Source organism: Inquilinus limosus (assembly GCF_051487185.1).
GTDB classification, from domain to species: domain Bacteria; phylum Pseudomonadota; class Alphaproteobacteria; order DSM-16000; family Inquilinaceae; genus Inquilinus; species Inquilinus limosus_F.
Genome location: NZ_JAHVDK010000026.1, coordinates 101,250 through 127,110 on the forward strand (window position 1 = coordinate 101,250; position 25,861 = coordinate 127,110).

General features: G+C 70.3%; 27 protein-coding genes. 15 read left to right on the top strand and 12 right to left on the bottom strand.

Annotated elements, in window-relative coordinates; translation table 11 throughout:
- The first annotated feature begins 10 nt into the window (after positions 1-10).
- The 4 genes from KXR53_RS26255 (at position 11) to KXR53_RS26270 (ending at position 4,863) form a co-directional block, all read left to right on the top strand.
- Positions 11-904 (top strand): ABC transporter permease, encoded by an 894-nt coding sequence (locus tag KXR53_RS26255; protein ID WP_437378258.1) that lies wholly within the window; start codon positions 11-13, stop codon positions 902-904.
- Between the two features lie 4 nt (positions 905-908).
- Positions 909-3,008, top strand: coding sequence for a dipeptide ABC transporter ATP-binding protein (locus tag KXR53_RS26260; protein WP_437378259.1), 2,100 nt, complete (start codon positions 909-911; stop codon positions 3,006-3,008).
- A 169-nt stretch (positions 3,009-3,177) separates the two neighbouring features.
- Positions 3,178-3,618, top strand: a complete 441-nt coding sequence (locus KXR53_RS26265; RefSeq protein WP_437378260.1) for a helix-turn-helix domain-containing protein — start codon at positions 3,178-3,180, stop codon at positions 3,616-3,618.
- Positions 3,619-3,741: 123 nt separating this feature from the next.
- Complete coding sequence (locus KXR53_RS26270; protein WP_437378261.1) at positions 3,742-4,863, top strand: DegT/DnrJ/EryC1/StrS family aminotransferase; 1,122 nt, start codon at positions 3,742-3,744, stop codon at positions 4,861-4,863.
- Here KXR53_RS26270 and KXR53_RS26275 read toward each other — a convergent pair.
- The 3 genes from KXR53_RS26275 to KXR53_RS26285 all read right to left on the bottom strand — a co-directional run bounded on the left by KXR53_RS26275 (position 4,860) and on the right by KXR53_RS26285 (position 7,187).
- Complete coding sequence (locus KXR53_RS26275; protein ID WP_437378262.1) at positions 4,860-6,071, bottom strand: RNA polymerase sigma factor; 1,212 nt, start codon at positions 6,069-6,071, stop codon at positions 4,860-4,862. The two genes, KXR53_RS26270 and KXR53_RS26275, sit on opposite strands and share 4 nt — an antisense overlap.
- A gap of 46 nt (positions 6,072-6,117) precedes the next feature.
- Complete coding sequence (locus KXR53_RS26280; RefSeq protein WP_437378263.1) at positions 6,118-6,456, bottom strand: YciI family protein; 339 nt, start codon at positions 6,454-6,456, stop codon at positions 6,118-6,120.
- A gap of 119 nt (positions 6,457-6,575) precedes the next feature.
- Positions 6,576-7,187 carry a LysE family translocator gene (locus KXR53_RS26285; RefSeq protein WP_437378264.1) on the bottom strand — a complete coding sequence of 204 codons (612 nt, stop codon included), beginning with the start codon at positions 7,185-7,187 and terminating at the stop codon, positions 6,576-6,578.
- A 268-nt stretch (positions 7,188-7,455) separates the two neighbouring features.
- On the opposite strand from KXR53_RS26285, the gene lpxA (KXR53_RS26290) reads away from it, so the two are divergent.
- Complete coding sequence (gene lpxA, locus KXR53_RS26290) at positions 7,456-8,238, top strand: acyl-ACP--UDP-N-acetylglucosamine O-acyltransferase (RefSeq protein ID WP_437378265.1); 783 nt, start codon at positions 7,456-7,458, stop codon at positions 8,236-8,238.
- 5 nt (positions 8,239-8,243) lie between these two features.
- Here lpxA (KXR53_RS26290) and KXR53_RS26295 read toward each other — a convergent pair whose 3' ends face one another.
- The gene (locus KXR53_RS26295) at positions 8,244-9,797 is read right to left on the bottom strand and encodes an amidase (RefSeq protein ID WP_437378266.1); all 1,554 of its coding nucleotides are present in this window, start codon (positions 9,795-9,797) and stop codon (positions 8,244-8,246) included.
- A gap of 181 nt (positions 9,798-9,978) precedes the next feature.
- Between KXR53_RS26295 and lpxA (KXR53_RS26300) the strand changes: the two genes are divergently transcribed.
- Together lpxA (KXR53_RS26300) and KXR53_RS26305 are read left to right on the top strand one after the other, a co-directional pair.
- Positions 9,979-10,764: an acyl-ACP--UDP-N-acetylglucosamine O-acyltransferase gene (lpxA, locus tag KXR53_RS26300; protein ID WP_437378267.1), complete on the top strand. Its 786-nt coding sequence runs from the start codon at positions 9,979-9,981 to the stop codon at positions 10,762-10,764.
- A 69-nt stretch (positions 10,765-10,833) separates the two neighbouring features.
- Complete coding sequence (locus KXR53_RS26305; protein WP_437378268.1) at positions 10,834-11,298, top strand: SRPBCC family protein; 465 nt, start codon at positions 10,834-10,836, stop codon at positions 11,296-11,298.
- A gap of 9 nt (positions 11,299-11,307) precedes the next feature.
- Here the strand turns inward: KXR53_RS26305 and KXR53_RS26310 are convergent, their stop codons facing one another.
- Positions 11,308-12,210 carry an NAD-dependent epimerase/dehydratase family protein gene (locus KXR53_RS26310; protein ID WP_437378269.1) on the bottom strand — a complete coding sequence of 301 codons (903 nt, stop codon included), beginning with the start codon at positions 12,208-12,210 and terminating at the stop codon, positions 11,308-11,310.
- 192 nt (positions 12,211-12,402) lie between these two features.
- On the opposite strand from KXR53_RS26310, the gene KXR53_RS26315 reads away from it, so the two are divergent.
- Together KXR53_RS26315 and KXR53_RS26320 are read left to right on the top strand one after the other, a co-directional pair.
- The gene (locus KXR53_RS26315) at positions 12,403-13,407 is read left to right on the top strand and encodes an LLM class oxidoreductase (RefSeq protein ID WP_437378270.1); all 1,005 of its coding nucleotides are present in this window, start codon (positions 12,403-12,405) and stop codon (positions 13,405-13,407) included.
- Positions 13,408-13,424: 17 nt separating this feature from the next.
- The gene (locus KXR53_RS26320; RefSeq protein ID WP_437378271.1) at positions 13,425-14,258 is read left to right on the top strand and encodes an aldo/keto reductase; all 834 of its coding nucleotides are present in this window, start codon (positions 13,425-13,427) and stop codon (positions 14,256-14,258) included.
- Between the two features lie 137 nt (positions 14,259-14,395).
- On the opposite strand, the gene KXR53_RS26325 is transcribed toward KXR53_RS26320, so the two are convergent.
- On the bottom strand, positions 14,396-15,898 hold the full coding sequence (locus tag KXR53_RS26325; protein WP_437378272.1) for a xylulokinase: 1,503 nt from the start codon (positions 15,896-15,898) through the stop codon (positions 14,396-14,398).
- Positions 15,899-16,038: 140 nt separating this feature from the next.
- On the opposite strand from KXR53_RS26325, the gene KXR53_RS26330 reads away from it, so the two are divergent.
- Complete coding sequence (locus KXR53_RS26330) at positions 16,039-16,674, top strand: glucose-6-phosphate isomerase (protein ID WP_437378273.1); 636 nt, start codon at positions 16,039-16,041, stop codon at positions 16,672-16,674.
- Positions 16,675-16,677: 3 nt separating this feature from the next.
- Entirely contained in the window at positions 16,678-17,625 is a 948-nt protein-coding gene (locus KXR53_RS26335) for a shikimate dehydrogenase family protein (protein WP_437378274.1), read from the top strand.
- A gap of 6 nt (positions 17,626-17,631) precedes the next feature.
- Here the strand turns inward: KXR53_RS26335 and KXR53_RS26340 are convergent, their stop codons facing one another.
- The 3 genes from KXR53_RS26340 to KXR53_RS26350 all read right to left on the bottom strand — a co-directional run bounded on the left by KXR53_RS26340 (position 17,632) and on the right by KXR53_RS26350 (position 20,339).
- Positions 17,632-18,441, bottom strand: coding sequence for a DUF72 domain-containing protein (locus KXR53_RS26340; protein WP_437378275.1), 810 nt, complete (start codon positions 18,439-18,441; stop codon positions 17,632-17,634).
- A 97-nt stretch (positions 18,442-18,538) separates the two neighbouring features.
- On the bottom strand, positions 18,539-19,570 hold the full coding sequence (locus KXR53_RS26345; RefSeq protein WP_437378276.1) for an NAD(P)-dependent alcohol dehydrogenase: 1,032 nt from the start codon (positions 19,568-19,570) through the stop codon (positions 18,539-18,541).
- 259 nt (positions 19,571-19,829) lie between these two features.
- Positions 19,830-20,339: a DUF1993 domain-containing protein gene (locus tag KXR53_RS26350; RefSeq protein WP_437378277.1), complete on the bottom strand. Its 510-nt coding sequence runs from the start codon at positions 20,337-20,339 to the stop codon at positions 19,830-19,832.
- 183 nt (positions 20,340-20,522) lie between these two features.
- Here KXR53_RS26350 and KXR53_RS26355 point away from each other — a divergent pair, with 183 nt between their 5' ends.
- Both KXR53_RS26355 and KXR53_RS26360 read left to right on the top strand, forming a co-directional pair.
- Positions 20,523-20,996, top strand: coding sequence for a DUF1348 family protein (locus KXR53_RS26355; RefSeq protein ID WP_437378278.1), 474 nt, complete (start codon positions 20,523-20,525; stop codon positions 20,994-20,996).
- Positions 20,997-21,265: 269 nt separating this feature from the next.
- On the top strand, positions 21,266-21,823 hold the full coding sequence (locus KXR53_RS26360; RefSeq protein ID WP_437378279.1) for an LmrA/YxaF family transcription factor: 558 nt from the start codon (positions 21,266-21,268) through the stop codon (positions 21,821-21,823).
- On the opposite strand, the gene KXR53_RS26365 is transcribed toward KXR53_RS26360, so the two are convergent.
- Complete coding sequence (locus KXR53_RS26365) at positions 21,810-22,718, bottom strand: alpha/beta hydrolase (protein ID WP_437378280.1); 909 nt, start codon at positions 22,716-22,718, stop codon at positions 21,810-21,812. The two genes, KXR53_RS26360 and KXR53_RS26365, sit on opposite strands and share 14 nt — an antisense overlap.
- A 79-nt stretch (positions 22,719-22,797) precedes the next feature.
- Between KXR53_RS26365 and KXR53_RS26370 the strand changes: the two genes are divergently transcribed.
- Positions 22,798-23,502, top strand: a complete 705-nt coding sequence (locus KXR53_RS26370; RefSeq protein ID WP_437378281.1) for an HAD family hydrolase — start codon at positions 22,798-22,800, stop codon at positions 23,500-23,502.
- A 3-nt stretch (positions 23,503-23,505) separates the two neighbouring features.
- Here the strand turns inward: KXR53_RS26370 and KXR53_RS26375 are convergent, their stop codons facing one another.
- Together KXR53_RS26375 and KXR53_RS26380 are read right to left on the bottom strand one after the other, a co-directional pair.
- Positions 23,506-24,006 carry a GNAT family N-acetyltransferase gene (locus KXR53_RS26375; RefSeq protein WP_437378282.1) on the bottom strand — a complete coding sequence of 167 codons (501 nt, stop codon included), beginning with the start codon at positions 24,004-24,006 and terminating at the stop codon, positions 23,506-23,508.
- A 59-nt stretch (positions 24,007-24,065) separates the two neighbouring features.
- Entirely contained in the window at positions 24,066-24,638 is a 573-nt protein-coding gene (locus KXR53_RS26380) for a TIGR00645 family protein (protein ID WP_437378283.1), read from the bottom strand.
- 211 nt (positions 24,639-24,849) lie between these two features.
- On the opposite strand from KXR53_RS26380, the gene KXR53_RS26385 reads away from it, so the two are divergent.
- A partial coding sequence (locus KXR53_RS26385; protein WP_437378284.1) for a transglycosylase SLT domain-containing protein occupies positions 24,850-25,861 on the top strand: 1,012 nt, incomplete at its 3' end.

The window sequence follows — 25,861 nt, forward strand, 5'->3', positions numbered from 1 at the left end:
GGGGGACGGAATGGCCGAGATCTCGCTGCCGCCGCCACCATCCTCGCTGGGCCGCAACCCGATCCTCCGCGCGCTGCGCTCGGTGCTGCTGCTGCGCGAGAGCTGGGTCGGGCTGATCGGCGCGCTGATCGTGCTGTTCTGGGTCGCCGTGGCGATCCTCGCGCCGGTGCTCGCGCCGTTCCCGCCGAACCAGACCCTGCTGCCGTTCAAGCCGCCCGGCACCGCGGCCCCGATGGGCGGCGTGTTCTGGCTCGGCACCGACCAGCTCGGCCGCGACATCCTCAGCCGGGTGATCTGGGGCGCCCAGCGGGTGCTGATCTACGCCCCTCTGGCCACCGCCTGCGCCTATGTCCTCGGCGTCACCATGGGGCTGTTCGCCGGCTACAAGCGCGGGCTGTGGGACGACGTGCTCAGCCGGATCGGCGACATCATCCTGTCCTTCCCGATCCTGGTGCTCTACGTCGTCATCATCACCACCTTCGGCCCGTCCGGCATCAACATCGTGCTGGCGGTCACCTGCGCCAGCGCCCCCGGCATCATGCGCATCGTCCGTGGCCTGACGCTTGACCTGCGCAACCGTGACTACGTCGCCGCGGCGCAGACCCGCGGGGAATCCTCGCTCTACATCATGTTCGTCGAGATCCTGCCGAACGCGCGCGGGCCGTTGATCGTCGATGCCTGCCTGCGTCTGGGCTACACGATCATCACCATCGGCGTGCTGGGCTTCCTCGGCCTCGGCCTGCCGCCGCCGGACCCGGACTGGGGCGGCATGGTCAACGAGACCCGCGCCATGGCCACCTTCGCGCCATGGATGACGGTCTTCCCCTGCATCGCCATCTCGTCGCTCGTCCTCGGCCTGAACCTGCTGGCCGACGGTCTGCGCGAGATCTCATTGAAGGATTGAGGCGATGACGGTCGAGCTGATCCCGCCGCGCGACAGCACCTCCCCGATCCTCGAGATCGACCGGCTTTCGATCTCCTACCTCACCCGCGCCGCCGAGATTCCGGCGGTGGTCGACTTTTCGCTGACCATCCGCCCCGGCGAATGCGTCGGGCTGGTGGGCGAGAGCGGCTGCGGCAAGTCGACCGTGGCGATGGCGATTATGCGCTATCTCGGCCGCAACGGCCGGATCGCCGGCGGCAGCATGAAATTCCGCGGCCGAGACATGCTGGCGATGCCGGAGGAAGAGCTGCGGCGGATCCGCGGCGCCGAGATCGCCATGGTGTATCAGGAGCCGATGGCGGCGCTGAACCCGGCGATGCAGATCGGCGACCAGCTGGCCGAGGTGCCGCTGTGCCACGAGCCCGGCTGCAGCCGCGAGCAGGCGCTGGCCCGGGCGCGCGACATGCTGGCCCGGGTCCGGCTGGGCGATCCCGACCGGGTGCTGCAGGCCTATCCGCACCAGATCTCGGGCGGCCAGCAGCAGCGCGTGGTCATCGCCATGGCGCTCCTGTCGAACCCGTCGCTACTGCTGCTCGACGAGCCGACCACGGCGCTCGACGTCACCGTCGAGGCCGGCATCGTCGACCTGATCGCCGAGCTGGGCCGGACACTGGGCACCGCCATGCTCTACATCAGCCACAATCTCGGGCTGATCCGCGAGACCTGCGACCGGGTCTGCGTCATGTATGCCGGCCAGGCGGTGGAGGAGGGGACGATCGACCAGATCTTCGCCGCCCCGCGCCACCCCTACACCCAGGGCCTGTTCGGCTGCATCCCGACCCCGGCGCGCGACAAGACCAGCCGGCCGCTGGTGCCGATCCGCGGCCAGCTGCCGCTGCCGCAGAACCGGCCGCAGGGCTGCTGGTTCGGTCCGCGCTGCGACCATTTCCAGCCCGGGCGCTGCGACGCCGCGCCGGTGCCGATGCTGCCGGCCAGCGAGACCCGGCGGGTGCGCTGCCTGCGCTGGGAGGAGATCGAGGCGCAGCCACCGGCCGCGGCGCCGTTCGAGGCCGCGCCCACCGCCGTCGCCAACGACCAGCCGGTGCTGGAGGTCGCGGCCATGCGCAAGCACTACCCGGTCTACGACAACTCGATCGCGGCCCTGCTGGGCAGCGAGCGCACCCGCTATGTCCGCGCCAACGAGGCGATCAGCTTCGAGGCCCGCGGCGGCCAGACCGTCGCCATCGTCGGCGAGAGCGGCTGCGGCAAGTCGACCTTCGCCCGGGTGCTGATGGGGCTGGAGACCGCGACCGACGGCACCGTCTCCTTCCGTGGCACGGACATCGGCCGCAAGCCGGTGCAGCGCCGCGACGCCGAGCTCCTGTCCTCGCTGCAGATGGTGTTCCAGAACCCGAACGACACGTTGAATCCCAGCATGACCGTGGGCCAGCAGATCGGCCGGGTGATCCGCAAGTTCGGGGTCAAGAAGGGCCGGCGCGAGGTCGAGGAGGAGGTGCTGCGCCTGCTCGACCTGGTCAAGCTGCCGCACGCCTTCATCGACCGCAAGCCGCGGCAGCTCTCCGGCGGGCAGAAACAGCGCGTCGGCATTGCCCGCGCCTTCGCCGGCGCCCCGGCGATGGTGGTGGCGGATGAGCCGGTCTCGGCCCTCGACGTCTCGGTCCAGGCCGCGGTCACCGGCCTTCTGGTCGATATCCAGCGCCGCTCCGGCACCACACTCCTGTTCATCAGCCACGATCTCGGCGTGGTCCGTTACCTGGCCGACCGGGTGGTGGTGATGTATCTCGGCCAGATCATGGAGCAGGGGACGACCGACGCCGTCTTCCAGCCGCCCTATCACCCCTACACCGAGGCGCTGCTGGCCGCCGTGCCGGTCGCCGACCCAACGATCGAGAAGAAGCGCATCATCTTGGAGGGGCCGCTGCCCAGCCCACTCGACCCGCCGCAGGGCTGCCCCTTCCACACCCGCTGCCCGCGCAAGCTGGGCGGCATCTGCGAGACCCAGGCGCCGCCCGAACGCGCCAACGGCGACGGCCATGTCATCCGCTGCCACATTCCCCTGCCGGACCTCGCGGCGGTGGAACCAGTACTGGGGCGTGCGGGTTAAGGGTCGCGGTGCAGATCGCCTTGTACGGGTATTGCGGCCCGGTTCTTCGCGACATACTATAGTATGAGGCGGGCCGGGTTCGACGCTGCGGCACCGGGGGACCGCACCAGATCGGTCGTTCGCGATCGTATTCGGTGTCGGGCCGAGGCCCGCAGGAGGATAGACCAGAATGGCCAACCGCGGCACGGACCGACAACGCCGGCGCAAGACCATCACGGAGGATGGCCCGGACCCGGTGGACGTCCACGTCGGTGCCCGCCTGCGCCAGCGCCGCACCCTGCTGGGAATGAGCCAGGAGAAGCTGGCTGCGGCCTTCGGCGTGTCGTTCCAGCAGATCCAGAAATACGAGCGCGGCGCCAACCGCGTCAGCGCCAGTCGGCTGCACCAGCTGACGCGCATCCTCAACGTGCCGGTCGGCTATTTCTTCGAGGGCATGTCCGACGCTCAGCCGAATGGCGGTGCCGGGCCTCCGGTGACCGATACCGAGATGGTGGCGAGCCGAGAGACGCTGGAGCTGGTGCGCGCCTATTACCGGATCGAGGACCCGACAGTCCGCCGCCGCCTGGTCGACCTGCTGCGCTCGCTCGGGCCGGATGCGCCCGAGCACTGAGGCGGCCCAACCCCTGAGACGGCCCAACCCCTTAGACGGTTTGTCCGGATCGCAGTTCCGGCTGGCGTCATGGCCGGGGCGGGGCTACATCAGCCCCGATTCTGATTCAGCCGAGGCTCGCCCGTGTCGCTTCCCTTCGTCGACCTCAAGCAGCAATACGCCCGCCTGAAGCCTTTGATCGACGCCCGCATCCATGCGGTGCTCGATCACGGCCAGTACATCCTGGGGCCGGAGGTGGCGGAGCTGGAGGGCGAGCTGGCGCGCCGCGCCGGCGCCCGCCACTGCCTGACGGTGTCGAGCGGCACCGACGCGCTGATCATGCCGCTGATGGCGCGGGGGATCGGCCCGGGCGACGCCGTCTTCGTGCCGGCCTTCACCTTCACCGCGACGGCGGAGGCGATCCTGCTGCTCGGCGCGTCGCCGGTCTTCGTCGATGTCGATCCCGAGACCTACCTGATCGACCTGGCCGATCTGGAGCGCCGCATCGCCGCTACCAAGACGGCGGGCAAGCTGGCGCCGAAGGCGGTGATCGCGGTCGACCTGTTCGGCCTGCCGGTCGACTATCCGAAGCTGCAGGCGATCGCCGACGCGCAGGGCCTGTTCATCATCGCCGATGCGGCGCAGAGCTTCGGCGGCGCCTTCCATGGCCGCCCGGTCGGATCGCTGGCGCCGGTCACCGCCACCAGCTTCTACCCGGCCAAACCGCTCGGCTGCTATGGCGACGGCGGCGCCGTCTTCACCGATGACGACGAGCTGGCCGCGGTGCTGAAGTCGATCCGTGTCCATGGCGAGGGCAAGAGCCGCTACGACACGGTGCGGGTCGGCCTCAACGCCCGGTTCGACACCATTCAGGCGGCGGTGCTGCTGGCCAAGCTGCCCAGCTTCGGCGAGGAGCTGAAGGCCCGCGACCGGCTGGCGCGGCACTATTCGGCCCGCCTGTCCAACCGCGTCCAGACGCCGGTGATGCCGGACGGGCTGAGCTGCGCCTGGGCGCAATACACCATCCGCGTGCCGGAGCGCGACGCGGTGCGGGCGAAGCTGGGCGAGGCCGGGGTCCCGACCGCGATCTACTATCCGACGCCGATGCATCTGGCGGAGGCCTACCGCGCCCATGGCGAGGGCGAGGGCTCGCTGCCGGTCAGCGAGGCGCTGAGCCGCGAGGTGCTGAGCCTGCCGATGCACCCGTTCCTGTCCGACGCCGACGCCGACCGCGTCTGCGACGCGGTGATCGCGGCGGTCGGCTAGGGTCGGCGGACGCCCTCGGCAAGCCTCTCGATCCGCGCGCGCAGATAGGTCCGCACGGCGGGATCGTCGGCGAGGCCGAGCGCCCGGGTCAGCGCCTCCCGCGCCTCGGCCGTCCGGCCGGCGCGGGCGAGGAGGGCCCCGCGCGCCGCCCAGTAAGGCTGGTAGCCGGCCAGCCTGTCATCGGCCGCGAGCGGGTCGAGCGCGGCGAGCGCCGCGTCCGGGCCGTCCGTCTCCGCGAGGGCGGCCGCACGGTTGAGCGCGACGACCGGCGAGCCCGTCAGCGCGAGGAGATGATCGTAGAGGGCGACGATCGCCGGCCAGGTCGCCGCGCCGCCCAGCCGCCGCGCGACATGGGCCGACTGGATCGCCGCCTCGATCTGATACCGGCCGCTCGGCCCGGCCGCGCTCGCCTCGCGCAGCAGCCGCTCCGCCGTGGCCAGCGCGCCGCGGTCCCAGCGGGCGACATCCTGCTCCTCCAGCGGCACGAACGTCCCGTCTTCGGCCCGCCGCGCCAGCCGCCGGGCCTCGGCGTAGGACATCAGCGCCAGCATTCCCTTCGCCTCCGGCTCGTCCGGAAGAAGGCCGACCACGAGCTGGCCGAGCCAGATCGCCTCCTCGGCGAGCCGCGGGGCGCCGTCGTCGAGCTCGTGCCAGCCCCGCGCATAGATCGCGTAGATCGCCTCGAGCACGGCGTCGAGCCGCTGCGGCAGCTCCTCGCGGTCGGGCACGCGGAAGGGGATGCCGGTATCGCGGATGCGGGTCTTCGCCCGAACCAGACGCTGGCCCATCGTCTTGGGCGGCACCAGGAAGGCGGCCGCGATCTCGCTGGCGGAGAGGCCGAGCACCGTCTGCAGGATCAGCGGTGCGCGCATCCCGCGCTCGATCGCCGGATGCGCGCCGGCGAACATGAGGGCGAGGCGGCGGTCGGGGATCGCCTCGGGCGACGAGGCCGCCGCCTCCAGCTCCTCGGCCATCAGCGCGAGGCGGTCCGCGCCGGCGGTCTCGACGGCGCGTCGCCGCGCCGCGTCGATGCCGCGCCGCCGCGCGATGGCGAGAAGCCATGCGGCGGGGTTGTCGGGAACGCCGCTCTCGGGCCACTGGCGAAGCGCCGCGGCGAAGGCCTCCGCCAGCGCATCCTCGGCGGCGGCCACGTCCCTCGTCCGCGCGGCGAGGAGGGCGACCAGCCGGCCGTAGCTCTCGCGCGCCACGCGCTCGGCGGCTCGCCCGGCCTGATCTCCCGTCCCCGCCGGCACGTCAGGCCGGGGCGATGGGGCGGATCTCGATGCTGCCGTAGCGCGCGCTCGGGCAGCGGGCCGCCCAGGCGATCGCCTGGTCCAGGTCGGGCACATCGATCAAGAAATACCCGGCGAGCTGCTCCTTGGTGTCGGCATACGGCCCGTCGAGGACCTCGGTCCGGTCGCCGGTGACGCGGACGGTGCTAGCCGCCGAGCTCGGCTGCAGCCGGATGCCCGGTTCGAACGAAATGCCAGCCTTCGCGGCTGCCTCCTTGAAGGCGGCATAGTCGCTCCAGAGCGATGGCGGCGCCTTGGCGAGCGCGGCGTCGTCGTGGTGGATCAGCATCATATAGCGCATCGGAACCTCCGCTTCGGTGCCCGGGACAGCCTGTCCCGTCATGTCGATGTCGGGGACGGGCGGGCGCTTTCGACAGCCGACGCTGAAAAATCGTCCGCGAGTGTCGCGACGGGCGAATCTTAGCGCGTCGCCACCGCCACCGCGGCGCCGGCCATCACCGCGCCGGTGCCGCGGTTGATCGCCTTGAGCGCCCGCGGCGACCGGAACATCCGGCGGGCGCGCAGGGCCAGCATGACATAAAGCGCCAGCACCGCGCCGTAGACCACGACCAGTGTGGCGGCGAGCTCGGCGAAGCCGATCCAGCTCAGCCGCGGCAGGTCGATGATGGTCGGCAGCAGCGCCAGGTAGAACAGCGTCGTCTTCGGGTTCCCGAGGCAGACCGAGATGCCGGTCAGGAACAGCCGGATGCCTTCGCCGCGCACCGGCTGCGCCTCGACCGGCCCTGTCGCCGGGGTGGTCCACAGCCGCCAGGCCAGATACAGCAGATAGACGGCGCCGGCATATTTGATCGCGACGAAGACCGGCTGCAGCGTCGCCGCCAGCACGGCGAGGCCGAGCGCGGTGGCGCCGAGCCACATCAGGTCGCCGGCCACCAGCCCGAGACAGAAGGCCAGCGCCCCCCGGCTGCCGCGGCCGAGCACGCGCGCCACCAGCGCCGCGGTGGTCGGGCCCGGCACGGCGCAGGCCACGCCGAGCGTGACGGCGTAGATCACCAGAGTAGACAGGTCCATCGGCTTCCCCTCGTGAGTCTGCCCAGGCAGCATTGAGAAATCTATTACGCCAGGACGAATTCTTCTCGTCTCGCATCCCGTTGAAAACATGCGCTGTTTGGAATTTTTCTATTTGGTTGCGTCTGTACAATGGTTGCGGGAGGATTTCGATGTTCCGTTATTGGCCGTTTGGGCGCAGTATCGGCGCCGAGAAAAGCACACTGCCAGTCTAATCCAGAGGTCGGTCTGGTTCTATCCATGCATTCCGGGGGCAGCCGAGGTCATGTCTTTGTCGAGTCTGCTCCATCCCACCTCCATCATTGCCGCCGGCGCCGAGATCGGCCTCGGAACCCGCATCGGGCCCTACGCCGTCATCGGCGCAGGCGTACGGCTTGGGCGTGACAACGTCGTCGGCCCCCATGCCGTGGTCGAGGGCGACACCGAGATCGGCGATCGCAACCACATCTTCCAGTTCGCATCCGTCGGCGCGCCGCCCCAGGACCTGAAATGGGACAGCGGCAACAGTCGGCTGCGGATCGGGAACGACAATGTGTTCCGCGAACACGTCACCATCCATTCCGGCGCCGCGCGGCCCCTGGGGGTGACGAGGATCGGCGACGGCAACCTGTTCATGGCCAACGCCCATGTCGGCCACGACTGCCGCATCGGCAGCCACACCCGCTTCGTCAACGGGGCGATGATCGCCGGCTATGGCGAGGTCGGCGACCATGCCTTTCTCAGCGGCCTGGTCGCGGTTCATCAATTCACCCGGATCGGCGCCTTCGCCTTCGTCGCGGCCGGCGCGATGGTGTCCCAGGACGTGCCGCCCTTCTGCCTGGCGCAGGGCGACCGGGCCCGGCTGGTGTCGCTGAACGAGGTCGGGCTGCGCCGCAACGGCTTCATCGAGGCGGATGTGCTGATGCTGCGCAAGGTGTTCCGCATGCTGTTCCGCGGCGTGGGCACCAAGGCCGAGCGGATGGCGGCGGTCGATCATGCTTATGGCGAGCGCCGCGGGATCGATCTGCTGCTGCGCTTCCTGTCGGATACGAAGCGCGGCCTGGCAGCGGCCTGAGGGCCTCACGGGTTGAGGGTCGGTGGCCGGCGGTGCCGGGTGGCGCTCTCGTAGTCGTAGGCGAAGGACAGCAGGTCCGCCTCGCTCCACATCGGGCCGATGAAGATCAGGCCGAAGGGCGCGCCCGACGCATAGGTTCCAGCCGGCACCGTCACGCCGGGCAGGCCGGCGATGTTGATCTCGGAGACCGAGGTCTCCTGCACCGATCCGGAACTTCCCAGGGGCGGCAGCTCCTCGCGCATCTGCGGGAACACCAGCCCGTCGAGCCTGTGCCGCGCCATGACCTCGGTGAAGATGGCGAGGTAGGCCTCTTTCGCTTCGAGGAAATCGGCCAGATCGGGCGGCGCCAGCGGGTCGGCCAGGCTTGCCCGGAACGCCGGCCGGTCCGCCATGAAGGCGAGCACGCCTCCGGGGGCGAAGGGATCCTCCGCCGCCACCGCGGTCCTGAACGCCTCGAAGGACTGGAGCGTGGCTTTCGGGCCCAGCCGCTTCAGGTAGCGGTCCAGGTCGTAGGGCAGGGCCTCGATGCCGCGCGGGTCGAAGCCGTCGGCGCCCGGCGCCGGTCGGGCGATGTCGGCGAAGCCCGTCCCCGCGAAGGGATCCTCGACCAGGATCGCGCCCCGGGACTGCAATTCGCCGATCGCCCGCCGGTACAGCGCCGCCGATTCGGCGGAGAGCGGCTGGTGGCGCCATCCCGGCCCGTACAGGCCGAGGCGTCTGCCGCGCAGCGATCCGGCGTCGAGACCGGTGGCATAGCCACCCCGCGGCCGGTGGCCGATGCCGGCCACGGTCTTGGGATCCTCGGGGCTGAAGCCGGCGATCGCGTCCAGCGCCAGCGCCGCGTCGCGCACGCAGCGCGCGATCGGGCCGACGACGTCGCGGGTGCTGCCGGCGAGCGGCATGACGCCGGCATTGGGCACCAGGCCGAAGCTCGGCTTGATCCCGACCAGATCCTGGGCCGAAGCCGGGTTCTGGATCGAGCCGCCGGTTTCCTCCGCCAGGCCCAGCACGGCGAGGCTGCCGGCGACCGCGGTGGCGGTTCCGGCGCTGCTGCCGCCCGGCTTGCGGCCGGGGACGGCGGCGTTGAGCGTCGCGCCGGCCCAGCTGTCGTCGGCATGACTGCCGGACGCGCTCAGGACGGGGACATTGGTCTTGCCCAGGATGACGGCGCCTGCGGCGCGCAGCCGCGCCACGACGGGCGAGTTCATCGCCGGGATCAGGTCGATGCCGCCGGCTCGCGCGCTGAGCAGCCGCCAGCCACCGGTGCTGGGAAGCCCGGCCATGTCCATGGTGTCCTTGACCACGACCGGCACGCCGGCCAGCGGGCCCAGCGCCTCACCGGTCGCGCGCCGCCGGTCGATCTCGCGGGCCTCGCGCAGGGCGTCCGGGTTCATCGTGATCAGGGCGACGTAGCGCGGATTGTAGCGGGCGATGCGGTCGAGGAAGGCCTGTGCCAGGGCCTCCGCCGTGACGTCGCCCCGGGCGAAGGCGGCCTGCGCATCCGCAACGGTCATCTCGACGGGATCGACAGCGGACGGAACCGATGCGGCGGTGGTCATGGCAGCTCCCGGCGGTTGCGCGACCATAGCGTGCCGGTGCCCGCCGGCCAAGCCGGCCCGCGCTGCGGCGCCGGCGGCCAACGCAATGATTTGTAACAAATTTTGAGTTTGCCCCTGGTGTTCCGGGCGGCAGGATCAGCGGCGTGCCGGACCGTCCGGCGCTCTCCGTTCGGGACTCCGCATGACGTCATCCCTGATCCACCGAACCGCGATCATCGAGCCCGGCACCGAGATCGGCGAGGGCACCCGCATCGGCCCCTATGCCGTGATCGGCCCGAAGGTCCGGCTGGGCCGTGACTGCATCGTCGGCCCCCATGCGGTGATCGAGGGCCGGACCGAGATCGGCGACCGCAACCAGATCTTCCAGTTCGCCTCGGTCGGCGCGCCGCCGCAGGATCTGAAATGGAAGGGCGAGGAGACGCGGCTGGTCATCGGCCACGACAACATCATCCGCGAATACGTCACCATCCAGCCGGGTGTCGGCGTCTCCGGCGGGCTGACCGAGATCGGCGACGGCAACCTGTTCATGGCCTGCGCTCATGTCGCCCATGACTGCCGCATCGGCAGTCATGCGCGCCTGGCCAATGCCGCGACCCTGGCCGGCCATGTCGAGGTCGGCGACCATGTCCACATCAGCGGCCTGGCCGGGGTGCATCAGTTCACCCGCATCGGCGCCCACGCCTTCGTCGCCGCGGGCGCCATGGTGGCGCAGGACGTGCCGCCCTTCTGCCTGGTTCAGGGCGACCGGGCGCGGCTGGTCTCGCTGAACGAGGTCGGGCTGCGCCGCCACGGCTTCACCGAGCCGGAGGTGCTGGCCCTGCGCCGCGTCTTCCGCCTGCTGTTCCGCGGCACAGGCGCGAAGGCGGAGCGGATGGCCCTGGTGCGTCGCGACCATGCCGGCGAGAAGGGCGTGCCGGAGCTACTGGAGTTCCTGTCCGAGACCCGGCGCGGTCTGGTCGCGGCCTGACGGAAACGGGCCGGCGTCTCGCGCGTTGATGACTCGAAGCCGACGGGATCGGCCTTCGAGGAGGACGCCATGACAGCCGTGAGCCCGCTTCGCGCCAGCGTCACCGTCGACGCACCGCAGGGCCGCGCCTTCGAGGCCTTTACCAGTGAGCTCGGGCGGTGGTGGCCGCTCCCCTACACCTACGCCCTGGCGGAGCTCGATACCGCAGTGGTCGAGCCGCATGTCGGCGGCCTCTGGTTCGAGCGCGACCGCGAAGGCCGCGAGACGGCATGGGGCGAAGTCCGCGCCTGGGAGCCGCCGTCGCGGCTGGTCCTGTCCTTCGCCGTCGGTGCCGACCGGGCGCCGGAGCCGGAGGAGAGGGCGAGCGAGGTCGAGATCCGCTTCGTGCCGGAGAACGGGCGCACGCGGGTCGAGCTGGAGCACCGCGATTTCGAACGTCACGGCGACGGGGCAGGGCGGCTGCGCGAGGGCATGGACTCGCCCCAGGGCTGGCCGCTGATCCTCGCCGACTTTGCCCGATATCTTCGGGGCTGATGCAGCCGATCAATCCACCGGCATCTCGTTCTCGATCCAGCCGATGAGCGAGGCGTGTTTCGGTGTCCAGCCCAGCTCCGCCCGAGCTCGTCGGCCGCGGACCCGGCTGTTGGAGCCGAGCGCGTAGACAGCATGGCCGAAGCCCAGCGCGGCGATGGCGTCGTCGATCGGCCAGGGCTGCGGCGCGCCGAGGCCGAGGCGCCGGGCGATCGCCGCCGCGGCCTCGGCGAAGGAGGCTTCGCCGTTCTCGACATAGTAGAAGGCGCCGGCCGGGGCGCGCTCCAGCGCCAGGGCATAGAGCTCGGCCATGTCGTCGACACGCACGTTCGACCAGATGTTCAGGCCGCGCCCGACATGGCGGATGACCCCGGTTTGTCGGGTCTGCTCGACCAGGGTCGGGATCTGCACGCTGTCCGGATGCAGACCGGGGCTGGTGCCGTAGATCAGGCTGTTGCACAGCACGGCGGAGCGCACGCCGCGGCCGGCGGCGTCGACGACCAGCCGGTCGATCGCGACCCGCGCCGCCTTGCCCGGCACCGGCTCCACCGGCGTGTCCTCGTCGTAGATCCGGTCCGAGGCCCGATCGCCGCGGGCGTCGTCGGCCACCACGCTGGTGCCGCTGGTGTGCAGGAACGGCTTGTCGCTGCCGGCAAGGGCGTCGAGGAAGGCCTCGACCGCCGGCCGATCGTCGGAATCGGCGGCGTTGACCACCGCATCGGCCGTCTTTGCCTCCCGCGCCAGCAGCGCCGTGTCCGCGAGGTCGCCCGGCACCGGGTCGATGCCGAGCGCCTGCAGCCGCGCCGCCTTCTCCGGCGACCGCACCAGGCCGCGGATCCGGTGCCCTGCCTGCATCAGCCGCAAGGCAACGGCGCCGCCGATGAAGCCGCTGGCGCCGGTCAGGAAGATGGTCATGCCGCCCTCTCTACTGTGTCCTCGTCGACAAGAAAGATGGGGGCGGAACTCGAGGCCGAAACCAGGCTATTCGTGAACTGAATTCATAACTTCTGGTCTGCCGCGCCGGGTTATCGCCGGAGGGACACCGACCCACATTGCGCCCCGACACGGACCGCCCGCCGCCGCGGGGCAGGGGAGTCGGAGAGAAGCATGACGTCTCATATGGAAGGCTCGGCGCTCGACCTGATCCGCCGGCCGCGGAGGCTGACGCTCGGCATCGAGCTGCCGCTCGACAATGACTGGTCGCCGATGGGCGAGGCCGCGCGCCGTGCCGACGGCCGTCCCTTCGGCGTGCCCGACCTGGCCCGCCATGCCGACCGGGTGCGGCAGGTCGACCGTTCCGGCTTCGTCGCCATCTGGATGCGCGACGTCCCGGTCTTCGACCCGCAGCGCTTCGGCGATGCCGGCTCGGTCTACGACGTCTTCGCCCATCTCGGCTTCCTCGCCGGGATCACGAAGATCGTCGCGCTCGGCACCGCCGCGGTGGTGCTGCCGCTGCGCCACCCGATGATGACGGCGAAGGCGGCGGCCTCGGTCGACGCTCTGTCCGGCGGCCGGCTGATCCTCGGCGTCGCCACCGGCGACCGGCCGGTGGAGTTCCCGCTGCTGGGGCTCGATTTCGAGGGCCGCGGTGAGAGCTTCCGCAACGCTGTCGCCTATCTCCGACAGGCCTGGCAGCCGGGCGGGCTGCCGTTCGGCGACGGCACCCGCGCCTCGACGCTGGACCTGCTGCCCCGGCCGGCCCAGCCGGTGATCCCGCTGGTGATGGCCGGGCGCGGCCGGCAGAGCCTTGAATGGATCGCGGACCAGATGGACGGTTGGTTCGTGTATCCAAACACGCCGGAGCTGCTGGCCGCCCAGGCGCAGCAATGGCACCGCAAGCACGAGGCGCGCCGGCCCTTCATCACCGCCTTCCACCTCGACCTCGCCGAGGATCCGGATGCGGCGCCGCAGCCGCACCGCTTCGGCGCGCGGCTCGGCCGGAACCGCCTGGTCGAGCATCTGCACCACCTCGCCGGGCTGGGCGTCGACCACCTGGCGCTGCATCTGCGGCATTCCCGCCGGCCGGTCGAGGAGGTGCTCGACGAGCTGGCGCGCGAGGTCCTGCCGCAGGTCCAGCAGCCCCTCCGCCCGGCGGCCGACGCCGCCGAATGACGAGAAAGGATTGAGATATGGTTCCCCTGGTCACCGCCAACGGCGCCGAGATCCCGGCGCTCGGCTTCGGCACCTTCCGGATGAACGGCCCGGACACGGTCCGCATGGTCCGGCACGTGCTGTCGCTCGGCTACCGCCACATCGACACGGCACAGATCTACGGCAACGAGGCCGAGGTCGGCGAAGGTCTGGCCGCCTCGGGCGTCGCCCGCAACGACGTGTTCCTGACCACCAAGGTCTGGGTCTCCAACTACCGGCGCGACGCTTTCCTGCGTTCGGTCGACGAGAGCCTCGCCAAGCTGCGCACCGACCATGTCGACCTGCTGCTGCTGCACTGGCCGAACCAGGACGTGCCGCTGGCCGAACAGATCGGCGCGCTGAACGAGGTGCGGACCGCCGGCAAGGTGCGCCATATCGGCATCAGCAACATGACCACGGCGCTGATGGCCGAGGCCGCGTCGCTCAGCGAGGCGTCGCTGGTCACCAACCAGGTCGAGTACCATCCCTATCTCGACCAGTCGGCGATCCTGGCCGCGGCCCGCAAGGCGGGCATGAGCGTGACCGCCTATTACGCCATGGCCGACGGCAAGGTGATCGGCGATCCGGTGATCAAGGCGATCGCCGCCCGCCGCGGCAGGACCGAGGCCCAGGTGGTGCTGCGCTGGCTGGTGCAGCAGCCGGGTGTCGTCGCCCTGTCGAAGACAGTCAGCGAGGCGCGCGCCGCGGCCAACCTGGCGATTTTCGACTTCGAGCTCTCGGCCGAAGAGATGGCCGCGATCCACGCCCTGACCCGGCCGGCCGGCCGCCTGGTCAGCCCGGAGGGGCTGGCGCCGGTGTGGGATGCCGCCTGAGAGGCCAAGAGGTCCCAGAATTCCCCATATCGTCATTGCGAGCGCAGCGAAGCAATCCAGGGCCGTTCGGCGTGGCCCTGGATTGCTTCGTCGGCTTCGCCTCCTCGCAATGACGGTTGGGAATGGGCTCCGAGCCGCTACGACGTGATCCGGTCCAGGTCGTCGTACAGCGCCTGGCTGTGGCGGTAGAGCCGGTCGAAGACCGGCTGCATCCGGGCGTAGCGCTCGGCCCAGTCCGGGTCGGGCGCGATCTCGGCGCCGTAGCGCACATAGGCCGCGGCGGCGTCCTGCACCGTGGCGAAGCGGCCGGTCGCGGCGGCCACCATCGCGGCACAGCCGACGACGCCGCACTCCGCCTCCTCCGGCACCAGGATCGGGATGCCGTAGGCGCTGGCCTTGATCTTCAACCACAGCTCGGTCTTAGCGCCGCCGCCGGAGGCGATCACCCGCTCCAGCGGGCGGCCCGACGCCGCCTCCATGATCCGGATGTGGCGGGTGACGGCGAAGGCCACGCCCTCCAGCACCGCCCGGTGCAGCTCGGCCAAGCCGTGTCCGGCGCCGAGGCCGAAGAACTGGGCCCGGGCGTTGCGGTGGCGGCCCAGCCGCTCGCCGACCAGATAGGGCAGGAACAGCAGGCCGCCGGCCCCCGGCGCGGCCTTGGCCGCCTTGGCGACGATCTCGGGGTAGCCCAGCGCGCCCTCGTGGAAGGCGCGGCGGGCCCAGCGCATGGCGTCGCCGCCGCTCTCCAGCAGCACGAAGGGGCCCCAGCCGCCCTCGATCGTCGCGACGTTGCAGATCTCGGGGTCCAGCAGCGGCGCCTCGGTGATCAGGGTGATGATGCAGGAGGTGCCGGTGACGTCGGAGCCAAGGCCCGACCGGCAGGCACCGGAGCCCAGGAGGGCCACCGGATAGTCGGCGCCGCCGACCAGCACCGGCGTGCCTTCGGCCAGGCCGGTCTCGGCCGCCGCCGCGGCGGTGACGCCGCCCAGGATCTCGAGCGGCGACCGCAGCCGCGGCAGCTTGGCGGCGTCCAGCCCCATCAGCGCGATCATGGCGGGGGACCAGTCGCGCGTCGCCGGGTTCATCAGGAAGCTGCACGAGCCTTCCGTCACCTCCATGGCGATCTCGCCGGTCAGGCGGAAATTGACCCAGTCCTTCGGCATCATCACCGCCGCCGCCCGGCGATAGGCCTGCGGGTCGTGGTCGCGGATCCAGGCCAGCTTGAAGCCTGGCCAGGCCGGGGTCGGCGGGTTGCCGCTCTCGGCCAGGTAGTCCTTCGGGTCGTGACTGCGCTCGAACGCCGCGACGAGGTCGAGCGTGCGCTTGTCGTTCCACAGCGGAACGGTGTCTCTGGTCAGGGCGCCGTTGGCATCGACCAGCACCGTGCCGTGCATCTGGCCGCAGGCGCAGACCGCAGCGATGCGGTTGCGGGCGCCTTCGACCTGGTCCAGCACAGTGCGCACGGAGTGGACGACACCTTCCCACCAGTCGGCCGGTCGCTGCTCCGACCAGCCGAAGGCCGGCACGATCTGCTCGTATTCCCTGGCGGCAATGGCCAGGATCCGTCCGCCGCCATCGACCAGCGCCGCCCGCGCGCTGCCGGTGCCGACATCGATCGAGAGGGCGAGATCCTGGGTCATGGGCGAGTCTGTCGCGCTGGTTTCCGGTAGTAGGACGGTGGAGGCTTCCTGCCGTCAATCCAGCCCCGCCCGGGAGCGGGCTTGCGTCCGCAGCGGAACCGGGCCACTCCTTCGGTCATGGAGGAAATGACGGGGCCGTCATGCTGCTGCGCGAACCCATGAGCTGCACATTGCAGGTGCGGGACGGCGCCCTGGCGGGGGCGACCGGCCGGTACGTCAAGACTCTGGCCGATCTGGCCGGTCTCTATGCCGATACCGCCGCCTATGAGGCGGCGCAGGCGCGCTCCGGCGACGAGGTCGTGTACGAGGTGCAGGACGTCCGGCCCTCCGCCGCGGCGGGCGACCTGATCTTCGGTGTCACCCGCATGGTGCCGGGCAAGATCGGTCGGGAATACTTCCTGACCCGCGGCCACATTCACGCCAAGGCCGACCGGCCGGAGATCTACACCGGCGAGGCCGGGCGCGGCCTGATGCTGCTGGAATCGCCGGCTGGCGATATCCGCATCGTCGAGATCCTGCCGCGCACCGTCTGCTATGTGCCGCCCTACTGGATCCACCGCTCGATCAACATCGGCGCGGAGGAGCTGGTGATGAGCTTCTGCTACCCGGCCGATGCCGGGCAGGATTACGGCATCATCGAGCGGTCCGGCGGCATGCGGCGGCGCATCCTCGACGACGGCGCCGGCGGCTGGGTTGCGGTGGACAACCCGAACTATCGGCCGCGGTCGCCGGCCGAGATCGACGCGCTGTTCGCCGTGGCGGGGCAGGGGGGCTGAGCCGTGGCCGTCCCTCCGCCCGCCGCCCGGCCGACGCTCTATTTCATCGGTGTCACCACCGGCCAGAGCTCGATCATGCGTGTCTTCCCGGCCTGGGCGCAGGCTCTCGGCCTGGCCGATGCCGTGATCCGCGGAATCGACTTCCCGCTGCACGCCGATCCTGCTGCCTATCGCGAGGCCGTGGCTTTCATCCGCGATGACCCGCTGTCGCGCGGCGCCCTGATCACCACGCACAAGATCGACCTGTTCCACGCGAGCCGCGACCTGTTCGACGAGATCGATCCGCACGCCGCGCGGCTGGACGAGGTCAGCTGTCTCTCCAAGGCCGATGGCCGGCTGGTCGGCCATGCCAAGGACCCGATCTCCGCCGGTCTTGCCTTCGATGCCTTCGTGCCGGCAGGGCACTTCGCCCGGACGGGGGCGGAGCTGTTCTCGATCGGCGCCGGCGGCGCCGCCATCGCCCTGACCTGGCATGCAATGCACGCCCGGCCCGACCGGCCGGCGCGGATCATCGTCTCCGACCGCAGCCCGGAGCGGCTCGACGAGATCCGCCGCCTCCATGGAGAGATGGGGCGCACCCTGCCGGTCGACTACATCCTGGCGCAAAGCCCGGCCGACAACGACGCGGCCCTGCGCGGGCTGAAGCCAAGCTCGGTGGTGGTCAACGCCACCGGCCTGGGCAAGGATGCGCCGGGTTCGCCGCTCGGCGATGACGCGCCGTTCCCACAGGGCGGCCTCGTCTGGGACCTCAACTACCGCGGCGACCTGCTGTTCCTGGACCAGGCCCAGCGGCAGCAGGGGACGCGCGGCCTGACGGTCGAGGATGGCTGGACCTATTTCATCCATGGCTGGACCCGCGCCATCGCCGAGATCTTCCACATCGAGATCCCGACCTCCGGCCCGCGCTTTGACGAGCTGTCCCGGATCGCCGCCTCGGCGGGGCGGAAATAGGCCCGTTCACCCCAGCCTTTCGATCAGAGCCATGGCCGCGGCCGGCGCCTTCGGCTTGAAGCCGTTGATCATGTAGATGAAGACGTCGCGCGACGCCGGCGCCTTCTTCTCGGGCGCGCCGACCGGCTTCAGGTCGTCGGGTGCGCCACCCTCGGCCCAGGCTCGGGCGCGCTCGGCCCAATGGTCCAGTTCCCTGGCCGGATAGCCGGTTTCGACCGTTTCCGAGGCACGCTGCAGCCGAAGGTAGACGAAGGGCGCTGTGACGTCCGGGATCTCCGGGAAGCCCTCCTTGTCGGTCAGCACCGTCGCCACCTTGTGGGCGCGCAGCATGTCGATGAATTCGGGGGTGCGGAAGCTGTCGTGCCGGACCTCGACGACATGGCGCAGCGCATGCCCCTCGACGCTGTGCGGCAGCAACTTGAGGAAGGCCTCGAAGTCGTCAGGGTCGAACTGCTTGGTCGGCAGGAACTGCCAGTTGATCGGCCCCAGCTTCTCCTTCAGCTCCAGGATGCCGCTGGTGACGAAGCGGTCGATCGACTCGCCGGCCTCGGCCAGTACCCGCCGGTTGGTGGTGAAGCGCGTGCCCTTGACCGAGAAGGCGAAGCCCTCCGGCGTCTCCTCGCGCCATTTGGCGAAGCTCTCCGGCTTCTGCGAGCCGTAATAGGTGCCGTTGATCTCGATCGAGGTGACATGGCGCGAGGCGTATTCCAGCTCCCGCTTCTGGGCCAGGCCCTCGGGGTAGAATGTCCCGCGCCAGGGCTCGAAGGTCCAGCCGCCGATGCCGACGCGAATCCCCGATGTCTCTTTCGACGCCATGGCGCTCCTCCCCGACAGCCGATCCGTGCCATCGGAACATAAGGCGAACAAAGAATCAAGCGCCGGCCGGTCCGGTCGGCGCCGGCGCCTCAGGCGGTCACAGCTTGATCTGCAGCTTGACGTCGGCCGGCCGCCCCTCCGCCGCCCGCTCGAAGGCGGCGATGCTGTCCTCGAAGCTGTAAGTATCGGTGACCAGCGGCTTCAGGTCGACCTTGCCCGACGCGATCATGGCGATGGCGCGGTCATACGCATTAGCGTAGCGGAACACGGTCTCGATCCGCACCTCTTTGGCCGCGGCCGCGACCAGGTCGACCGCCACCGGCTCAACCGGCATGCCGATCACCACCAGACAGCCGCCGGGCCGCACAACGTCGAAGATGCCGGGATAGGCGCGCGGGCTGCCGCTGGCCTCGAACACCACGTCGGCGCCCCAGCCGTCGGTCGCATCAGCCACCGCGTCGGCCAGCGTCTTCTCGCGGATGTTGACGCCGGTGATGCCGGGATAGCGCTCGGCGATCGCCAGCTTCTCCGGCAGCAGGTCGGAGATCAGGACCCGGCTGCAGCCGCCGGCCAGGGCCGCCAGCGCGGCCATGATGCCGATCGGCCCGGCGCCGATGACGACGCCGAGATCGCCTGGCTGGATCCGCGCCTTCACCGCCGCCTGCAGGCCGACGGCGAAGGGCTCGACCATCGCGCCCTCGGCGAAGGAGACGTTGTCGGGCAGCTTGAAGGTGAAGCCGGCGGGGTGCACCACCTCGGGCGTCAGGCAGCCATGCACCGGCGGGGTCGCCCAGAACACGACGCTGGGATCGACATTGTAGAGGCCCAGCTTGGAGGCCTTGGAGGTCAGGTCGGGGATGCCCGGCTCCATGCATACCCGGTCGCCGGTCTTCAGGCTGGTAACACCGGGGCCGACCTCGATCACGGTGCCCGCGGCCTCATGGCCCAGCACCATCGGCTCCGTCACCACGAAGGGACCGATCCGGCCATGGGTGTAGTAGTGCACGTCGCTGCCGCAGACGCCGACCGTGTCGATCTTGATCCGGACGTCGCCCGGCCCAAGGGTCCGGGGCAGGTCGATCTCGCGCAGCGACAGTTCCCTCTGCCGCTCCAGGACCAAGGCACGCATTTCACTATCCTCCCGAATAGGGGCCGGACGCGCGGCCGGCCTCACACCCCTTGGTACGACATTTTGCCGGGGGCGGGGAAGGTGTCGCCGCACAGATGTTCACTGTCGATTACGAATGTTCACAGCCGACGCCGAGCGGTAAAGTCGCGGCCACCCCATTCACGTCATTCCCGCGAAAGCGGGAATCTTCCGCTGGTGAGGCTGTGACGAGATCCCCGCTTTCGCGGGGATGACGCCGCGGAGGATGCTGGAAGGGTGCTCAGGACACCAGCGCCAGATAGTCCCGCTTGCCGATCTGCAGCCCCTTGTGGCGGAGGATGTCGTAGGTCGTCGCGACATGAAAATAGAAGTTCGGCAGCACCATGTTCAGCGCGTAGCTGCGGCCGGTGAAGGACATCTCGCGATCGCGCAGCGGGATGATGATCGTCTCCTCTTCCCGGCCATCGACCTGGTCGGGGCGGATGCTCTCCAGATAGGCGATGGTCTTGGCCAGCCGCTCCTGCAGTTGGGGCAGGGTGGTCTCGTTGTCCTCGAAGGGCGGCGGCGTCAGCCCGGCCAGGCGGGCGGCGCCGAACTTGGCGGCGTCGCTGACACGCTGGATCTGGCCCGACAGCGGGTACATGTCGGGCGCCAGGCGGGCCTCGACCAGCGTGGCGGGATCGATCCGTTCGGCCTCGGCATGGGCCGCGGCCTTGTCCAGCAGCGTCGACAGCATGCGCAGCTTCGGCAGCATCACGCCGATCGAGATCTCGTGCAGGGAGAAGGGCAAGGGAGTGCTCCGATCAAGGGCGGGCGCCGCGACAGCCCGGGCGTTCGGCGGCGGATGATTCCTCCGCCCTCGACTCGGTTGCGGTCAAGCGCCGCAGCGGGTCGGCTTGACGGAGCATATTTTTGTCTGTACCGATCGGTAAAGTCAGTTCCGTTCGGTACAATCCCGTCGAGGAGATCTGCCATGACCGCCGACCGCCCGCCGCTGCCGCCCTTCACCCGCGAGACCGCGACCCAGAAGGTCCGCATGGCCGAGGACGCCTGGAACACCCGCGACCCTCAGCGCGTCGCCCTGGCCTATACCGAGGACAGCCGTTGGCGGAACCGGGCGGAGTTCCTGCAGGGCCACGCCGAGATCGTCGCCTTCCTGACCCGGAAATGGGCGCGGGAGCTGGAGTACCGCCTGATCAAGGAGCTCTGGGCCTGGGAGGGCAACCGGATCGCCGTCCGCTTCGCCTATGAGTGGCGCGACGATTCCGGCCACTGGTACCGCTCCTACGGCAACGAGAACTGGGAGTTCGACGAGCATGGTCTGATGCGCGCCCGCCATGCCTCGATCAACGACCGGCCGATCGCGGAATCGGAGCGCAAGTTCCACTGGGACCGCTCCGGCCCGCGGCCGGCGGACCATCCGGGGCTCAGCGACCTCGGGCTATAGCCTGCCTTTCTCACGCCCCTTGCGTCCTGCGCCGGTTCAACATGCCGACAGGGCAGGAGGGCGGCGCAGCGCGATGTGGTGCATCGCGCAAGCCGTTCGACGCACCATGTCGGCATGTTCAACCGGCCCGGAGGGTCGCCTTGCGGCGGCCGCCTGCGGGCGCGGGCCGCTCGACCGTATGGCCCGATACGCTCTTCGCGGCCCGCGCCCTCATTCGACTCACCGCAAGGCGACGCAGGATGCAAGGGGCGTGAGAAAGGCAGGCTAACATGCCCAGGATCGTCTCCGAACGCGCCGATGTGCTGCCGGCCCTGGCCGAGGTGTTCCGCGAGCACGGCTTCGAAGGCGCCAGCCTGGCCCTGATCGGCGAGCGCACCGGCCTGGGCAAGGGCAGCCTCTACCACTTCTTCCCGGGCGGGAAGGAGGAGATGGCGGCGGCGGTGCTGGCCGAGATCGGGGAGTGGTTCGAGGAGCACATCTTCCGGCCGCTGCGGCAGCAGGAGCCGCGGCACGCGGTGCCCGAGATGATCCGGGCGGTCGACGCCTATTTCCGCTCCGGCCGCCGGGTCTGCCTGGTCGGCGCCTTCGCGCTCGGCGATGTCCGCGACCGCTTCGCCGACGCCGTCCGGGGCTATTTCGCCGCCTGGACCGATGCCCTGGCGCAGGCGCTGGAGCGCGCGGGCCGGGACGAGGAGGCGGCGCACGACCGGGCGGAGGAGGCGGTGGCGGCGATCCAGGGTGCCCTGGTGCTGGCCCGGGCGCTGGACGATCCCGATGCCTTCCGCCGCTCGCTGGCCCGGATCCAGGCCCGGCTCATGGCGGGGTGACCGGCCCTTCGCGCAGGAAATCGATCAGGGCCTCGGCGGTCTCTTCCGGCGCCTCCTCCTGCAGGGTGTGGCCGCAGGGCAGGGCACGGCCGCGGACATCCGTCGCCTTCTCGCGCCAGGTCGCCAGGACGTCGTAGAGTTCGCCGACCACGCCCCTGGCGCCCCACAGCGCCAGCAGCGGCGCTTCGACCTTCCGGTCGGCGTCGGCGGCGGCGTGTTCGAGGTCGATCGTCGCTGCCGCCCGGTAATCCTCGCAGATGGCTTTGATCGCGCCCGGCTGCCGATAGCAGCGCAGATATTCCTGCACCAGCTCCTCGCGCGGAACGCCCGGCGTCCGGCTCTGCCCCGCCAGATGGTGGCGCAGGAAGAATTCCGGATCGGCCTCGATCAGCCTCTCCGGCAGCGGCGCCGGCTGGATCAGGAAGAACCACCAGAAGTATCGGGTGGCGAAGGTCCGGTCGGTGCGGGCGTACATCGTCGCCGTCGGCGCGATGTCCAGCACCGCGATCCGGCGGACCGTTCCCGGATGGTCCAGCGCCATGCGGTGGGCGACGCGCCCGCCGCGGTCATGGCCGATCACGGCGAAGCTCTCATGGCCCAGGGCGCGCATCACCGCCACCTGGTCACGCGCCATCGCCCGCTTCGAGTAGTTGACGTGGTTGTCGCCGCCCTCCGGCCGGGAGGAATCGCCATAGCCGCGCAGGTCCGTGGCGACGACGCTGTGCCCGGCCGCAACCAGCCGCGGCGCCACAGCATGCCAGGTCACGTGGGTCTGGGGATGCCCGTGCAGCAGCAGCACCGGCGGCCCGTCGCCGCCGCGCACGCCGCGGATGCGGATGCCAGGCCCGGTCTCGATCTCGAACGGCGCAAGCCCGGGCATCAGGTCGTGGGTCATCGCTTGGTCTCCGCGGATGCATCGACCACTCTCGCCGATTCCGATAGTGGTTTCGACCCGGTGGAAGCGGAAGAACGACATGATCCGAACGACACGCTGCGCCGTCCTGTTCGACATCGGCGGCCCGATCGACCTGGAGACCGAATCCGAGCGGCAGATCGACACGGATCTGCGCGTTGCGCTGGCGGCGGAAGGGGTCGCGGTCGACGACACCGCCTACGCCGCGGCCGGGCGCCATGCGGTGGAGAGCTTCGCGCCCAACGCCTACCAGGCCATGCTGTGGACGCTGTGCTGCGGCGACCGGCAACGGGCGGAGCGGGCCTGGGGTCGAGTGCTGGCGGCAAGGGCAGGGCGGCCGCGCCTGTTCCAGCTGCGCCCCGGCATCGACCGGCTGCTGGCCGATCTCGCCGGCCGCGGCATCCGGCTCGGCTTGGCCGCCAACCAGCCGGCGGCGGTGCTGACCGATCTGCAGGCGGCGGGTATTGCCGGGCTTTTCGGCGATCTGACGGTCAGCGACACCATCGGGCTGCGCAAGCCGGACCCACGGCTCTTCCTGCACGCCTGCGCCGCCCTGTCGGTCGACCCGGTCGACTGCATCATGGTCGGCGACCGGATCGACAACGATATCGCCCCGGCCCGCCTGCTCGGCATGGCGGCGATCCGCTTCCGCACCGGCCGTCACGCCGGGCAGCGGCCGCGCAGCTGGCACGAGCTGCCGGATGCGGAGGTCGAGGACGTGGCCGGCCTGGCCCGTGCGATCGACCGGCTGGTGGATGGCAACTGACCTTTAGAGCCCGAGCGGCAACTGGTACCGGAATTCGTCGCTGGGACCGCCCTTGAAATGGTCGGCGTTGCGGATCAGGCCGGTCCGCTCGAAGCCGAGCGCCTCGACCAGGGCGGCCGAAGCCTGGTTGCGAGTGTCGATCGAAGCGTCGATCGAGGTGACGGCGGGCTGGGCAGCCAGGGCCTTTACCACGGCGGCAACTGCCCGGCGGCCGATGCCGCGCCCCTGGCAACGGCGGAAGACGAAATAGGCGATATCGGCCGCGCCGGTGCTGCCGACCGTGACTTCGACCAGACCGGCATAGAGATCGTCGGAAACGATGCGGACGGCCCAGTTCAGCCATGCCTGGTCCCCGGCCGGCGATCGCCGCGCGGCCAGGCGCTCGAACCGGGCGCGGAGTGCCGCGGCATCGGCCGGCGGCTCCTGCGGGATGAAGCGGTACAGTGCAGGGTCGGCCAGGTCGTCGAACAGCCGCCCGGCATGGTCGGGTCGAAGCGGCTCCAACTGCAGATCCTCGGCAGTGATCAATGTCTCTGCCAGGGCGGAGAGGCTCGGGGCGGGCCTCAATGCGGCCGCTCGGCGGCGGGCTGGGAGAGGCGGTCGATGAGCGCGATGCCGATCGCCGACAGGATGAAGACGGTGTGGATGACCGTCTGCAGGATCACCCCTGTCTCGGTGTAGCCGGTGTTCTCCGGGGCCCCGACGTTGCCGGCGCCGATGAAGGTGCGCAGCAGATGGATCGACGAGATGCCGATGATCGCCATGGCGAGCTTGACCTTCAGGATGCTCGCATTGACGTGGTCGAGCCATTCCGGCTGGTCGGGATGGCCGCTCAGCCTGAGGCGGGAGACGAAGGTCTCGTAGCCGCCGACGATGACCATCATCAGCAGGTTCGAGATCATCACCACGTCGATCAGCCCCAGCACCACCAGCATGATCTGCTGCTCGCTGAAGTCGACGGCGTGGCTGACCAGGTGCCACAGCTCCTTCAGGAACAGGAAGGCATAGACCCCTTGGGCCACGATCAGACCGAGATAGAGCGGCAGCTGCAGCCAGCGCGAGCCGAAGATCACGGCGGGCAGCGGCCGCAACCGGCGCGGCGTCGGATCGAGGGAGGCGGTGCGGTCGTGCGGCATCATCGGCTCCGGAAGGGAAGGGCGGGCGCCCTTATAAGGCGCGGCGCGTCGCATCGGAGCGGCATTTCCCGAAAACCGGCCTTGCGCCTCGATTCGTCGGGGCTGCCATTCTTTCGACAAACATGATAGGTTTGAATGGCTTGTCGTAGGTCCTTGTGATCACGATGTAAGAATGGGCGCTTGTGCCCGGGGGAGTCTGGAGGGGGCCACCATGGCCGGTAGGGGAAGCTGGCTGAGGGCCGTGGCGACGCTCGGTCTGGTCGCCGGAATGATCGCCGGTTGTGGTGGCGACAGGCCTCGGCCGTCGGGCGGCAACGTCGCCTATTGGGAGCCGCAGATCCAGAAGGCGTCGCGGCGCTTCAACATCCCGCCGGAATGGATCCGCGAGGTGATGCGGGTCGAGAGCGGCGGCCGGGCCACCTGGAAGGGCGGCCAGCCGATCACCAGCTCGGCCGGCGCCCAGGGGCTGATGCAGGTGATGCCCGCGACCTATGAGGAGTTGCGCCAGAAGCACAGCCTGGGCCGCGACCCCTATGATCCCGAGAACAACATCATGGCCGGAGCCGCCTATATCCGCGAGCTGTATGAAATGTACGGCTCGCCGGGTTTCCTCGGCGCCTACAACGCCGGCCCCGGTCGCTATCGGCAGTATGTCGAGAACGGGCGTCCGCTGCCGCCCGAGACCCAGCGCTACATAGATATCATCGGCCCGCAGATCGCCGGCATCGAGCCGGGATCCAGCCGGCCCGACCGGATGACGCAATACGCCGAACAGCAGATCCAGCAGCGGGTCGACGGCGCGATTGCGGCCCGCACCGGCCGGCCGGGAACCCGGTCGCCGGTGGTGATGGCGATGGCGCCGATCCCCGACCGGCTGTCGCCCGAGGAGCAGAGCACGATGGCGCGGGTCGATGCCGCCATCGCCGACCGCACTGGCCAGGCGCCCCCGGCGCAGCAGGCGCCGCTGCCGGCGTCCCGTCCGGTCGTGGTGGCGATGCAGCCGATTCCGGACCGCGTGGCGCCGATGCCGGCGGCCGCGCCAGCCCGCCCGGCCTCGGTGCGGCCCGCTCCCGTCACCATGGCACCGATCCCGGACCGGCCGCGGGTCGAGCCGGTCGACGACGTGCTGCTGGCGATGGCGGCCTCGCAGCCGGAGCGGCCGAGCCCGCCCCCGGTCGCGCCCCGGTCGGTCGCCCAGCCGCAGGCGCGCCAGGTGCAGGCCC